A 13,683-nucleotide genomic window follows, 5' to 3' on the forward strand; every position below is an offset into this window, starting at 1 on the left:
CGATCGCGGCCGCGCTCCGTTGCGCTCGCGGCGCATTCCGCGGCACTCCGACGATCAGGGACGCGGCGCGCAGACCGTGTATCGACCCGACTGCAGCTCGACGACGCATTCGTCGAACGGCGGCTCCCCGGCCCAGATGGTGGGGTCGTCGGCGGTCGGTTCGCCGGCGTCGGTCAGCCCGATGTGTGCGCCCGACAGCACGGCGATGCTCACGGCCGCCCCCCACCACGTCGCGAGTCGATCGTGATCGAGCCCGCCGATGTCGGCGGCGGCGGCTCGCTGGTCGGGGAGCGTCTCTCCGGTGGCGCCGGGTCGCGTCCCGACGGTGGCGACGCGCCCCGCGATCGACCATGCGAGTGCCATCACGAGTACCGTGCCGACGACGGCGACGGCCGCACGCGCGAGGATCGAGCGTGAACCGCTCCAGACGATGCGAGCGGCAGGCACGGTGGCCGCGCCGATGACCGGGGCGAATGCGAGGATGCCGGGTGCCGGATGTCGGACCCAACCGGGCGTGTGCCGGGAGACGAGCCACCATCCGAGGAACGTCGCGAGGCCGAGGATCGCGATGATGAGGACGGTGGCGGCCTCGCGCCATCCGACTCGGGCTCGTCCACGGCGGCCGAGCACGTCGGGATCGCGCCGCACGAGGCGCGCTGCGGCGATGAGCAGGGCGCCACCGCCGACCACCGCGAGTGCAGCGAGCGCCGCGACCGCACCCGCGGGAAGGTTCCAGGATCCGAGCAGGACGCCGATCTTCTCGCCCGGCGTGACCACGTACCCGCGCTGCCCGCCCGACAGGAGGAAGTACCCGAAGTCTCGGAGATTCGCCCAGTACCCCCCGAGCCCGAGCGTGAGGAGCTTGGCGAGTTCGAAGGCCAGGGTGGGTGCCGCCGCGGCGGCTGCGGCGACGAGCAACCTCGGCACCGTGGCGCGGAGTCGAGCGGGCAGCGGCCCGGCGGCGTCGAGCAGGACGGCGACCGCGAAGGCCGGAACCGCGAGCAGTGCGATGAACTTCGTCTGGATGGCGAAGCCGACGAGCAGTCCGGCCAGCCACGGTCGCCGATGGACGAAGAGGAGCGCTGCGGCGAGGAACGCGGCGGCGGTCACCTCGCCGAGCACGTCGACGGGAGTCTGGATCGGCGAGGGCAGTGCCGCCGTCTCGAAGGCGAGCGGAACGGCCATCGCCACGAGTGCCGCCCAGCGGCCGCCCAATCGGCGACCGAGCAGCCCGAGCGCCGCGACGAGCCCGACGTAGCCGAGCGTCGCCACGAACCTCCCGGCCAGGACGGGGTCGACTCCGAGCGCCAGCAGCCCGGCGACGGGAAGCAGGACGACCGGACCGGTCGAGATCCGCACGTCGAACGGGGTGAGCGTGCTGCCCGAGAGCGTCCCGTCGCTCGCGTAGCCCAGTCCGCGGACGAGGTTGAGCGGCACGGTCAGATTGAACGCCTCGTCCTCCCAGAGGCGCACGGTGACGATGCCGGGGACGACCACGGCCAGGTTGGCCAGGATCAGCGCCGCGAAGACCACCCACCAGGCCGCACGCATGACGGAGGCGCGGCCGAGCACCGTCGCCGTGCCGCGCCCGGCGTCCGATGCGGTCGTCACCTGGCGGCTCCGGGCCGAAGGGACACCCGCCAGAGCTCGGCCGCCGCAGCGACGGCGAAACGCCTGAGGCGCTTGGGCGGGAGCTTGGGCTGACGCTCGACGCCCCACATCGTGCCCGACTGGTTGGAACCACGTCGGGGCAGGCTCGCGACCTCGACGTAGCGCACGGAGTACCCGCGTCGCACCTCGGCGAGCGAGAAGTGGACGTGCGGAACCAGCGCATCGGTCGGCACCGCGGCGAGCAGCTCGGCCAACGGCGCGGGCCGATAGGCGCGCAGCGGGGTGTTCACGTCGGGCACGCGTCGGCCGACCGCAGCCCACACGACGACACCCACCGCGAACGTGAGCGCCCGGCGGAACCACGGATCCCCACGACCGCGACGAACGCCGTGCACGACATCGGCCGAGGTCGAGACGGAGGCACGCACCGTCTTGGCCAGGTCGGACCCGTGGAACTGACCGTCTCCGTCGACATGGAGGACCAGGTCGGGCGATCGCTCGAGTCCGGCGCGATACGCGGCCAGTGCGCTGGGCCCGTGTCCGCGGTTCTCGTCGGCGCGGATGGGGACGAGCGCCGGCAGTTCGGCTTCGAGTTCGCGGAGCACTCGGAACGTCTCATCCGTCGATCGGTCGTCGACGACCACGATGCTGAGCCGCACGGCGAGCGGTGCGAGGTGCTCGTCGATCTCGGCCAGGAAGCCGGGCAGCCCCTCGGCCTCGTTGTAGGCCGGCATGACGACGACGAGATGGTCCAGCTGCACACGTCCTCCCGACGCTCGACCGGACGCGGGGCGGTGCCGGCTCCGTAGTAGCGTAGTCGAATGTCACAGCACGCTCGTTGGCGCCGTCTCGCCGGTCTCGGGGCTCGATTCCTCACCGTCGGCGCCATCAGCACGATCATCGAGATCGCGGTGTTCAACCTGCTCTACCTCGTGCTCGGCGTCGATGTCGTGGTGGCGAAGGTCGTCGCCTCGCTCGTCGCGCTGGTGAACGCGTACATCGGCAACCGCGAGTGGACGTTCCGGCACCGCGGCGGACACACGAGGGCCGTGGAGATCACGCTGTTCATCGTCGTCAACGCCGTCTGCACGGCGCTCGGCGCACTGCTGGTCTGGGCCGGCGTCGAGGCCGCCTCCGCGATGCTCGGCCGCGAGGCGGGTCCGTTCGTCGTGAACGCCGTGAACCTGGCGAGCATCATCGTCGTCGTCGTGCTGCGCTTCCTGCTGTACCACTACGTCGTGTTCCGGGGAGTTCGGGTCCGCGAGGATGCGGTGACCGCCCCTTCCGCCGCACCGAACAACTCCGCGACGCCGCACTGATCGGGCGACCGGTCGCGCACGGCGCGCGGATTCGCGAGGATCGGCGGTCCGCTCAGTGCGACGACAGGTATCGCTGGAGCGCCGTCGCGGCGGGTTCGGGGTCGAACCCGGTCGCGCGGATCTTCGCGAGGTCGAGTTCGCCGTGCATCGGCCTCGCCGCGATCGCCTGTCCGGCAGCGACACGCTCACCGACGTAGGCGCCCGTGGTCGTCGGCCGAACCCGGCCGGGTTCGTGGCCGACCTCGGCGAAGACGTCGCGCGCGATGTCGAACCAGCTCACCACCGGGCCGCCGTTGGAGAGATGGTACGTCCCGTGCTCGGCGCGGCGGTCGAGCAGGTGGCGGATGCCGCGGGCAAGCTCGTCCGCGAAGGTGAGCCGCCCCGTCTGGTCGGCGACCACCGCGGGGTCGACGCCGTCCTCGGCGAGCCGAGCCATGGTGCGGACGAAGTTCGGGCCGTCGCCGATGAGCCACCCGGTCCGGATCAGGTAGTGCCTCGGCACGAGCTGCACGGCGAGCTCGCCCGCCGCCTTCGAGGCACCGTACGCACCGAGCGGCGCGGGCTGTTCGTGCTCGATGTGGGGAGATGTCGATCCGTCGAAGACGTAGTCGGTCGAGACGTGGACGAGCGTGATGCGCCGTCGTCGCGCGATGTCGGCGAGCACGCCCACAGCGGTGGCGTTCACGGTCCACGCGTCCGCGCGCCCGTCGACCTCGGCTCGATCGACCGCGGTGTAGGCGGCCGCGTTGATGATGGTGCCCACCCCCGACCAGTCGTAGGAGCGGATCGACTCGGGCGAGGCGAGGTCGAGTTCTCCCCGGCCCGGGAAGCGGGCGGGGACCGGGTCACCACCGCCGGCTCCACCGAACGACGCTCGGAGGGCGCGGCCGAGCTGACCGGTGCCTCCGAGCACGACGGTCTCGAGCGGCCGGACCGCCGTCGCCTCGGCGAGGCTCGGGTTCGCGCGGTCCTTGTCCGAGACCACGGCCCGGTCGAGGGGAATCGGCCACTCGACGCCGAGCGCCGGATCGCCGAGGTCGACCGCCGAGTACGCGGCATCCGGCGACCAGTGGTCGTTGACGAGGTACGTGTACGCGGTGTTGGGCTCGAGCGCTTGGAAGGCGTTCGCGATCCCGCGAGGAACGAAGACCGCGGTGCCCGGATCGAGCTCGTGCGTGACGACGCGCCCGAACCCCGACCCCGGCCTGAGGTCGACCCAGGCGCCGAACGCCCGACCCGTGGCGACGCCGAGGTACTTGTCCCACGGTTCGGCGTGGAACCCGCGAGTGGTCCCGACCGCGGCGTTGAAGGACACGTTCTGCTGCACGGGAGCGAAGTCGGGAAGCCCGAGCGCGATCATCTTCTCCCGCTGCCAGTGCTCCTTGAACCACCCGCGTGCGTCGCCGTGAATCGCCAGGTCCACGACGAGCAGCCCCGGGATCGCGGTCTCGCGGACGGCCGGCCGAGGCGACGAGCCGGTCAACGGCCGAGCTCCGCGTATCGAGCCTCGGTGGCGGCCTTCTGGGGTCCCCACCAGGCCTCGTTGTCGCGATACCACTCGATGGTGCGTGCCAGTCCGTCGCGGAAGTCGGTGTACCTCGGCGCCCACCCGGTCTCGGTCCGGAGCTTGGAGGCGTCGATGGCGTACCGCAGGTCGTGTCCCGGCCGGTCGTCGACGAGGTCGTACGCGTCGCGAGGCTGTCCGAGCAGCTCGAGGATCGTCTCGACGACCTGGAGGTTGTTCCGCTCACCGTTCGCGCCGATGAGGTACGTCTCGCCGACACGTCCCCGCTCGAGGATGGCCAGGACGGCGCTGTTGTGATCGTCGACGTGGATCCAGTCGCGCACGTTGCGGCCGGAACCGTACAGCTTCGGCCGCTTCCCGCCGAGCACGTTGGTGATCTGGCGCGGGATGAACTTCTCGACGTGCTGGTACGGCCCGTAGTTGTTGGAGCAGCTGCTGATCGTGGCCCGGAGACCGAAGCTGCGCACCCAGGCGGCGACGAGGAGGTCGGATGCCGCCTTCGTCGAGGAGTACGGGCTGGAGGGTCGGTACGCCGTCGACTCGGTGAACTTCGCGGGGTCGTCGAGCTCGAGATCGCCGTAGACCTCGTCGGTCGAGATGTGATGGAAGCGGAGCTCGCGCTCCCGTGCCGCCTCGATGAGGGTGTACGTGCCCAGGATGTTGGTGTCGACGAAGGGTCTCGGGCCGGCGAGAGAGTTGTCGTTGTGGGACTCGGCGGCGAAGTGCACGATCGCGTCGGTCGCCGGATCGAGCTCGGCCGTGAGTGCGCCCACGAGGCCCGCGTCGCCGATGTCGCCGCGGACGAAACGGAATCGGTCGGAGGGCACGCCCTCGAGCGAGGCGAGGTCGCCGGCGTACGTCAGCTTGTCGAGCACGACGACGTCGTGCCCGGTGTGCTCCAGTGCGTGGCGGACGAAGTTCGAGCCGATGAACCCGGCTCCGCCGGTGACGAGCAGTGTGCTCACGCGGTCCCACCCTGTTCGAGAAGGCCAGCGAGGTACTCGCCGTAGCCGGACTTGTCGAGCGAGGCGGCACGTTCGCGGAGCTCGTCGTCGCTGATCCAGCCCTGACGCCAGGCGACCTCCTCGGGCGCACCGACCTTGAGGTTCTGACGCCGCTCGATGGTGCGAACGAACTCCGTCGCGTCCGACAGCGAGTCGAACGTTCCGGTATCGAGCCAGGCGGTGCCGCGCGGCAGGATCTCGACGCGGAGCCTGCCCTGGGCCAGGTAGGCGGCGTTGACGTCGCTGATCTCGTACTCTCCGCGCGCGGACGGCGAAAGGGACCGGGCGATCGCGACCACATCGTTGTCGTAGAAGTAGATCCCCGGTACCGCGTAGGCGCTCTTCGGGTGCACGGGCTTCTCCTCGAGCGAGCGCACCTGTCCGTCGTCGCCGAACTCGACGACGCCGTACGCCGACGGATCGGCGACCCGATAGGCGAACACCGCAGCACCGTCGAGCCCTCGGAACCGCGAGAGCTGCGTTCCCATGCCGGGGCCGTAGAAGATGTTGTCGCCGAGCACCAGGCACACGTCGTCGTCACCGATGAAGTCGGCGCCGATCACGAACGCCTGCGCGAGGCCGTCGGGGCTGGGCTGCTCGGCGTACGAGATCTCGACGCCGAACTGCGATCCGTCGCCGAGGAGACGATGGAACTGCGGGGCGTCGTGCGGCGTCGTGATGACGAGGATGTCGCGGATCCCGGCGAGCATGAGCGTGCTGAGCGGGTGGTACACCATCGGCTTGTCATAGACGGGAAGCAGCTGCTTGGACACGCCGATCGTGATCGGGTGGAGTCTCGTGCCGGAGCCGCCGGCGAGGATGATGCCCTTCATCGCTTCGATTCTGCCGGACGGACGGATCACCCGTCGCTGCAGCCCGGCGCGTCGATGGTCACGCCGGCGGGCCGCACGAGCGGCGTGTGCCTGACCTCGAGCGGGCCGTACGCCGCATCGGCCTCGCCGCCGAAGGTCGCGACGATCGTGTGGGAGGACGCGGGGACGTTGCGGATGTTGACCTTCACCGCCGGTCGGCCGAGGTGCGGGAGTGGCGTGGCCGCAGCGGGCGCCCCGTCGACCGTCACCGACTGCAGCGTCGCCCCGACCGGGCCGTAGAGGACGACGTCGGTCGAGATGTCGCCCCTCGGGAAGTACTTGCCGGTCGCGACGTACTCGGCGAGTCCGTCGACGTCGCCCGGCTGAACGGTGTTGGTCAAGGTGGCGTTGGTCGTGAACGTGGGGGCCGTGCCCGCACCGACTGTGCACGCGTCGGTGGAGGCGGCGACGTCGAGCTGGAGGTAGTAGTCCATCTTGCCCTGCGTGATGTCGTTGACGTAGACGCCCAGGACGCTCTCCGACGAGTTGTCCGTCGGCAGGATGCCGGTGATGCGCGACTCGGCGATGTACTCGGCCTCAGCGGCGTCGGACGGCACGTACATGAGGCGGTCCTCGTCGACGGAGCGCGTCAGCGCCTCGACGAGCGCGCCCGCGTCTCCGCCGCCCGACGTGAGCACCCTGAACACGGATGCGGCAGCGGCGGCGAAGAAGGCATCCTGGTCCTCCGGCTCGTCGTATCGCGAGTACACCTCGTTGAGCACGAGGCTCGCGGCGTTCTCGGATGTGAGCTTCTCGCCCGTCGGCAGCGCGACGGGACCGGTCGCGCCGAGGATGTAGCCGAGGGCGACCGGGTCGAAGGAGACGACCCCGTCGACCTGGTCGCCGAAGGACTCGTCCCAGAAGGCCCGGATCAGCTCGGAGGTCTCGGGGAAGTCGGGCGTCAGCGTGACATCCATCATGTAGCGGCCGATCTTGTCGCCGTACAGCGCCTCGGTCTCGGCATCGAGCGGGATGATCGGCTCGGCGCGCCCGTTCTGGAAGTCGCTGCTCGACGCCTGCCGGGCGATGCTGATCCGTCCGTCGGTGACGTTCACGAGCAGCAGCGCGGCAGGATTGCCGCCGGTGCCGCGTGCCTCGGCGAGGTTCTGGAACAGGACGAGGTAGTTCCGCGGACCGTCGGCACCGAGTGCGCCGGGCAGGACCGCGAGGGCCTGCTGTGCGGGCAGGATCATCGGCTCGAGCTCGGTCACCGCGCCGTCGAGCTGGTCGACGCCGTCGCGGACCGGACCGATGAGCGCCTCGCGGTCGATCGAATCGAGCTCGGATGCGACGTGGACGATCGTGTCGGCGACGCCGTCGATCTTCGTCGAGAGTTCGGTGAGGGCGACGAGGTCGACAGCGCCGTCGACGGGCTTCAACGCGTCGATGCTGAGCGTCGTGGCGGGTTCGACGACGCCGTCGACGAGGTCGTCGACCGACGCCGACGTGATCCTGACGGCCTGCAGGTTCGCCCCGAGCGTGGGGACCCATTCGAAGGAGCGCCACATCGGATCGTCCGTCAGTTCGCGCGCCTTCGCCGAGTGCGTGCGGAGCTGATCGATCGTCGCGATCGCGCCTTCCTGGTCGCCGTCGAGCACCTGCTGCTGTGCCTGTTTCGCGAGCGGGATCGCCTGCTCGAGTTCGTCCTTCGCCGCGAACCCGCGTTCGGCGACCTGCGCACCGGCCACGCCGATGCCGACGATGAGGATGACGAGCAGCGGCCAGAAGATCGAGTGGAAGATGATGCGACGGCGGCGGCGCTTCCGCTGTCCGCCACCGGAGCTGCGATGATGCCGCTCCGGTGCGAGCACGAAATCGGGGGTCGTCACGATGCCCCATAGTAGATGCGCGTGCCCGTGAATCGACCCGGAGCGGGGTCACGATCCGGACACGCCATCAGTAGGCGCCCTGAGCCCGGAGCACCGCCCGCCCGGTGCGGTAGAGGATGATGACGTCACCGGTCAGCGACCAGTTCTCGACGTAGTAGAGGTCGAGGCGCACGCTGTCGTCCCACGAGAGGTCGGATCGACCCTGCGTCTGCCAGAGGCCGGTGATACCCGGCCGCACGAGCAGGCGCCGACGCGCCCAGTCGTCGTAGCGCTCGACCTCCGCCGCGAGCGGCGGGCGCGGTCCGACGAGGGACATCTCACCGCGCAGCACGTTCACGAACTGCGGCAGTTCGTCGAGGCTGTATCGGCGCAGGATGGCGCCGATGCGGGTCACGCGCGGGTCGGTGCGCATCTTGAAGAGCACGCCGTTGCCGTCGGTGCGGTCGAGGAGCGTCGGCAGCTGCGCCTCGGCGTCGACGACCATCGAGCGGAACTTCAGCATGCGGAAGCGTTCGCCGTTGAGGCCGACGCGCTCCTGCGAGTAGATCGCCGGTCCGTCGCTGTCTCGGCGCACGAGCACGGCGATCGTCAGGAGCACCGGGCTGAGGATGACGAGGGCCAGCGCGGACACGACCACGTCGAACGCGCGCTTGGCCGCGTACTTTCGTCCGGTGAACACGGGGTAGTCGACCTGGATCAGCGGGAGCCCGGCCACGGGTCGCGCGTGGATGCGCGGGCCCGCGACATCCGTCATCGCCGGCGCCACCACGAGGTTCGTCGACGTCGCCTCGAGCTGCCAGCCCAGCTCGCGCATGCCGCGCGGATCGATCGTGTCGGCGCCCGTGAAGACGACCGTGTCGGCGCGCGCATCGCGCAGCGCGTCGTCGATCGCGTCGTACGCGCCGAGGACCGGGATGCCGGGCGCGAGCTCGCGCGCCGCTTCGCCGTGCTCGGTCACGGCGCCGACGATGAGGATGCCGGAGATGCCGTCGCGGGCGATCTGCTCTGCGACGTGCACCGACTTCTGGCGTTCCCCCATGAGGATGGCACGGTGCAGGAAACGGCCCGCGGCACGCTGGCGCAGCAGCCACTTCCGCCACGCCCAGCGCCCGGTGACGAGCAGGACGAGGCCGAGCGGGAAGGCGACGAGCACGTAGGCGCGGCCGATCTCGGATCGGAGCAGGAACGCGAGGATCGCCAGCACCGCGAAGACTCGGATGCTCGCGTCGGCGATGCGCCGGTACTCGGCCGTGCCCGCGCCGATGATCGTACGATCACGCGTCGCGAAGACCGCCAGGGACACGAACCAGCCGGCGGCGAGGAGCGCGGAGACGAGCGCATAGCTGAGGAGGAAATCGGCGTCGCCGTCGAGTCCGGGGATGCGCAGGGACGTGCCCGTCGTACCGAACCGGATGAACTGCGAGCCGTAGACGGCGAACACGATGACGACGAGGTCGGTCACGAGCAGCCGACGCGCGTACGAGCGCTGCCACTCGGCGACCACCTCGGCCGGACTCGTCTCGGTGGACTGCCGCGTGAGGGTCATCAATCACCTCCGCCGCCGCGACTCCAGGGCCCGATGTCGACCCCCGAGCACCCGCCGTTCGGGTCGGCGGGCATGGACAGGCTATCGCCGGATGTCCCCATCTCGGAGGACAGGGTCGAAAGTGTCCCCCGAACTGGGGCGCGCCCCGGAACCGGCGATGCCGACATCAGGGCGCCGTCAGCCGTGCCGGCCGCGCAGCCGTCCCCCACTCTCCTGCAGGTAGCACACGCCGCAGAGCGACTCGTAGGCGACCTCGACGCCGTCGATCGCGACCTGGTCGCCGTCGAACACGTACCGCTCGCCGACGCGACGGCCGTTGAAGATGGCCTTGCGGCCGCACCGGCAGATGGTCTTCAGCTCCTCGAGGCTGTGCGCGACCTCGAGCAGGCGGCGGCTGCCCTCGAACGCGACGGTCTGGAAGTCGGTGCGGATGCCGTACGCGAGGACCGGGATGTCGTCGAGCAGCGCGATCCGCAGCAGGTCGTCGACCTGGTCTCCCGTGAGGAACTGCGCCTCGTCGACGAGCAGGCAGCTCACGTCGCGCCCGCTCGCCTCGATCACGGGCGTGCGGTGACGCTGGAAGAGGTCGAGCGTCTGGTCGTCGGGTGCGATCGTGAAGTCGACTTCGCGCACCACCCCGAGCCTCGAGACGATGTCGCGGTCGCCCTTCGTGTCGACTGCGGGCTTGGCCAGCAGCACCCGGTGACCACGCTCCTCGTAGTTGAAGGCCGCCTGCAGCAGCGCGGTCGACTTGCCCGAGTTCATCGCACCGTACCGGAAGTAGAGCTTGGCCACTACTCGAGCATCCCGTCCTCCGCCGCGCGGCGGATCAGCTCGGCCCGTCGGCTCGCGGGCCGACCGACCTTGGCGTACTTGTCGCGCGCGCGGCGCAGGTACGTCTTCGCGGTCTCGTAGCCGACCTCCATGCCGGCGGCGACCTCGGCCGTCGACATCCCCTGGACGTAGAGCTGGACGGCGCGACGCTCGGCGGCGCTGAGCGCGGCCTCCGGAGGTGCCGAGACCGACGGGCCCGCCTCGCCCGGGTCGGAGGCGGCGGACCGGTCACCGGACGCGCGAACGGCACGCTCGCCCCGGAGCGCGCGCCGGGCCGCCGAGACCACGGCGTCGACGGGCAGCGTCTTCGAGACGAAGGCGTCCGCTCCGGCGGCCAGGCAGCGGGCACGCGATGCCTCGTCGTCGACCGCCGTGACCACGACCACGATGGCTCCGGCGGCGCGGCACGCACGGATCCGCGACTCGATGGAGACCGTGTCGCCGAGCTGGAGGTCCATGAGCACGAGGTCGACGGGGAAGTCGGGATGTCGGATGAGGTCGAGCCACTGCGTCGTCCGGATGACGACCTCCAGGTCGGGTGAGTGATCGGCGATCCAGCTCGAGATGCCGTCGACGATGACGGCGTGGTCGTCGAGGATCGCGACCCGGACGACGTCGGCGGCGTCGGGTTCAGGCGTCATATCGGAACTCCACCCGCACATTCTCTCGCGCCATCTCGAGGTCGCCGCGCACGCCGACGGCACGGGCGACGGCGAGGAACCGTTCGACCTCCCGTCGCGACGGCGCCGAGCCGCCGTCGGCGTCGACGATCGCGACCACGCTCACGATCGCGCCGCCGCCCTCCGCATCAACGGAGATCCGGATGGCGTCCGAGCGCCCGCCGCTGCTCAGCCAGGAGAGCAGCGCCGTGAGCGGCGGCCGTTGTTCGCTGCGCAGTCGTCCGGCGGTCGCTCCCGGATCCTGCACCGTGATCGGAACCCGACGGGCGGCCTCGATCGAGGCGGCGAGGTCGTCGAGCCAGGTCGATTCGATGCCGGCCTTCAGTGCTCGACGCAGCAGTTCCGCGAGTTCGCGGGCCCGGTCCGCATCCGCGACGCTGATCCGCTCCGAGTTCGTGATGTCCGCGAGGAACGGGAGCACCTCCCGGCTCAGGACCGAGACGCGACCCTGCTGCACCGAGCGAACGATTCCGGCGCGCATCCCCCCGTCGCGCTCGAGTGCGATCGAGTTCGCGTGTCGCTGCCATGCGAGGCTCTCGCGGACGATCGTCGCCGAGTACGCGGCTCCCGCCGCGGAGAGCGCCAGCACCGCGACCGAGTTGACGGCGACGAGGGCGGCGGCGTTCGCCTGGGTCGCGCTCGCTCCGGCCGATCCGACCGCGAGGATGGCGAGCACGGCTGCGGCGACCGTTCCGGCCGCGAGCAACGACACCCAGGTACTGAACGGTGCGAGGGAGAGGATCATCATGCCCACGACGAGGGGACCGTAGTCGTCGTACAGGTACCGGTCGGCGCCGACCGTGCTCACGTATTCGGCGATCGCCCCGCCGACGGCGAGCGCGACCGTGAACCACAGCCGGTCCACCGTGAACGGCGCACGGGCCGGGAGTGCCGACACGGTCGCCACCCCTCCCGCGGCCGCGACGAGGACGATGCCGACGATCGCGGCGAGCGGGGAGCCCACCTCGCCCCAGTGCCACCCGGTCAGGCCGATCGCGGTCGCGACCGACAGGATCGAGCCGATGAGGACGAGCGGCGCCGCCGCGACACCGCCGATCGGGTCGACCTCCTGTTGCGTGAGCCGCAGCGCAGTACTCATTCGCCCCCCTCCGGGACCGCGAGCATCACGGTCGTGCCGACGCCCGGCCGCGACCAGACCCGTGCGCGACCGCCCTCCTGCTCGATGCGGCCCTTGATCGAGGTGCGGAGCCCGATGCGATCCTCCGGCACGCGGTCGGGGTCGAAGCCGCGTCCGTCGTCGACGACCACGACGGTGACCTCCCCGTCCGCACGCCCCAGGGCGACCTCGACGTCGTCGACGCCGGCGTGGCGGGCCACGTTCATGAGGCACTGCGCGACGGCGGCCTCGATCGCGGCGCGGCGCCGGGGACCGACGGCGGTCAGGGCGTCAGCCGCGCCGGACACGTTGACGGACAGTCCGGCGTCGCGAGCGACATCGAGCGCGTCCGCGAGCGGTTCGGTGCGACCCGGTGTCGCGACGGTCGAGGTCGTGCCGGCCCGGCCCGGTCGCGCCGGGTGCCCGCTCGAGGCGTCGGATGGCTCGTGGCCGCCCGCCGCACGGACCACTGCGGCGACCGGCCCCCCGGTTCCGGTCGGCGCGGCGACCGCCTCGGCGTCGTCGACGTGCTCGGTCGCCCAGTCGCGCCCGACGATCAGCGTGAGGTCGTGGCCGATCGCGGCGCGGAGGCGCTCGTCGACCGGGCCCGAGCCCGATGCCGCGATCGCGACGAGGTGGCTGAGTGCGGTGTCGTGCAGGCGCGCGATGGCGCGCAGCTCGTAGTCGTGACGGATGACGAGCTCGCGCGTCTGCTGACTTGCCCGGTGCAGCGCCGTCTCGCGTCGTGCGTCGCTGCGGGTCATGCCGTCGAAGACCCTTGTGACGATCACGATGCCGAGCGCGGCGGCCGCTGCCGCGCTCGGCGCCCAGGCCGCGCCCGCGGTCGCGGCACCGAGGAACGACGCGGCCTCGCCGAGTCCCCAGCCGAGCACCGCCCAGGTGATCGCGATCCGTGATCCGATGCCGGCGCCGCCGACGAGCAGCAGCGCGGTGCGCGGCATGGCGAGCACCGCGTTGTTCGTCGTCTCGAAGCCGTTGCCCGGGGCCATCACGAGCACGGTGAGTCCGTAGACGACGGCGGTCCCGCCGAGCAGGTACACGACGGTGAGGGTGACGCTCGGCCGGAGCGCCACGAGCGCGAACAACGCGGCCTGCACGCCGACGAGGACGAGCGCCGCGATCGCGGCCTGCCGATCCGATCCGGCCTCGCCGGTCGGCTCGAGCGCGATCGACGCGATCGCGATCACGAGGGCCGATGCGAGGCACACCGCTCCGGCGGCATGCCCGGCGCTCGCGAGCGCCCGACTCAGGGACGCCTTCGCGAGATGCTCGGGCAGACCAAGCGTCATGTGTGCTCCGATCCGGCCGTCGGGGAAACGGCACTG

General features: G+C 71.0%; 12 protein-coding genes. 1 reads left to right on the forward strand and 11 read right to left on the reverse strand.

The annotated features are described in order from the left end of the window. Positions 1–54: 54 nt before the first annotated feature. Together ACIQH8_RS02405 and ACIQH8_RS02410 are read right to left on the reverse strand one after the other, a co-directional pair. Positions 55–1,611, reverse strand: a complete 1,557-nt coding sequence (locus ACIQH8_RS02405; RefSeq protein ID WP_400994321.1) for a hypothetical protein — start codon at positions 1,609–1,611, stop codon at positions 55–57. Then, the gene (locus ACIQH8_RS02410; RefSeq protein ID WP_400994324.1) at positions 1,608–2,372 is read right to left on the reverse strand and encodes a glycosyltransferase family 2 protein; all 765 of its coding nucleotides are present in this window, start codon (positions 2,370–2,372) and stop codon (positions 1,608–1,610) included. The genes ACIQH8_RS02405 and ACIQH8_RS02410 overlap by 4 nt, the downstream gene beginning before the upstream one ends. 60 nt (positions 2,373–2,432) lie before the next feature. Between ACIQH8_RS02410 and ACIQH8_RS02415 the strand changes: the two genes are divergently transcribed. Continuing rightward, on the forward strand, positions 2,433–2,930 hold the full coding sequence (locus ACIQH8_RS02415) for a GtrA family protein (RefSeq protein ID WP_400994327.1): 498 nt from the start codon (positions 2,433–2,435) through the stop codon (positions 2,928–2,930). A gap of 52 nt (positions 2,931–2,982) precedes the next feature. On the opposite strand, the gene ACIQH8_RS02420 is transcribed toward ACIQH8_RS02415, so the two are convergent. The 9 genes from ACIQH8_RS02420 to ACIQH8_RS02460 form a co-directional block, all read right to left on the reverse strand. Continuing rightward, a complete protein-coding gene (locus tag ACIQH8_RS02420) occupies positions 2,983–4,413 on the reverse strand; it encodes a sugar nucleotide-binding protein (RefSeq protein ID WP_400994329.1) in 1,431 nt (476 codons plus the stop codon). Then, positions 4,410–5,420, reverse strand: a complete 1,011-nt coding sequence (gene rfbB, locus ACIQH8_RS02425) for a dTDP-glucose 4,6-dehydratase (RefSeq protein ID WP_400994331.1) — start codon at positions 5,418–5,420, stop codon at positions 4,410–4,412. Before rfbB ends, ACIQH8_RS02420 begins: the two co-directional genes overlap by 4 nt. After that, the gene (gene rfbA / locus ACIQH8_RS02430; protein ID WP_400994334.1) at positions 5,417–6,292 is read right to left on the reverse strand and encodes a glucose-1-phosphate thymidylyltransferase RfbA; all 876 of its coding nucleotides are present in this window, start codon (positions 6,290–6,292) and stop codon (positions 5,417–5,419) included. The genes rfbB and rfbA overlap by 4 nt, the downstream gene beginning before the upstream one ends. Positions 6,293–6,318: 26 nt before the next feature. Beyond that, positions 6,319–8,160: a DUF4012 domain-containing protein gene (locus tag ACIQH8_RS02435; RefSeq protein WP_400994336.1), complete on the reverse strand. Its 1,842-nt coding sequence runs from the start codon at positions 8,158–8,160 to the stop codon at positions 6,319–6,321. Between the two features lie 67 nt (positions 8,161–8,227). Then, positions 8,228–9,706: a sugar transferase gene (locus ACIQH8_RS02440; protein ID WP_400994339.1), complete on the reverse strand. Its 1,479-nt coding sequence runs from the start codon at positions 9,704–9,706 to the stop codon at positions 8,228–8,230. 177 nt (positions 9,707–9,883) lie between these two features. Then, positions 9,884–10,501 carry a thymidine kinase gene (locus tag ACIQH8_RS02445; RefSeq protein ID WP_400994342.1) on the reverse strand — a complete coding sequence of 206 codons (618 nt, stop codon included), beginning with the start codon at positions 10,499–10,501 and terminating at the stop codon, positions 9,884–9,886. After that, entirely contained in the window at positions 10,501–11,181 is a 681-nt protein-coding gene (locus tag ACIQH8_RS02450; protein ID WP_400994345.1) for a response regulator, read from the reverse strand. Before ACIQH8_RS02450 ends, ACIQH8_RS02445 begins: the two co-directional genes overlap by 1 nt. Continuing rightward, positions 11,171–12,319, reverse strand: coding sequence for a hypothetical protein (locus ACIQH8_RS02455; RefSeq protein WP_400994347.1), 1,149 nt, complete (start codon positions 12,317–12,319; stop codon positions 11,171–11,173). The genes ACIQH8_RS02450 and ACIQH8_RS02455 overlap by 11 nt, the downstream gene beginning before the upstream one ends. Then, complete coding sequence (locus ACIQH8_RS02460) at positions 12,316–13,647, reverse strand: sensor histidine kinase (RefSeq protein ID WP_400994349.1); 1,332 nt, start codon at positions 13,645–13,647, stop codon at positions 12,316–12,318. The genes ACIQH8_RS02455 and ACIQH8_RS02460 overlap by 4 nt, the downstream gene beginning before the upstream one ends. Between the last annotated feature and the right edge of the window lie 36 nt (positions 13,648–13,683).

Origin of the sequence: Agromyces sp. GXQ0307, assembly GCF_044769845.1 — a bacterium.
Classification (GTDB): domain Bacteria; phylum Actinomycetota; class Actinomycetes; order Actinomycetales; family Microbacteriaceae; genus Agromyces.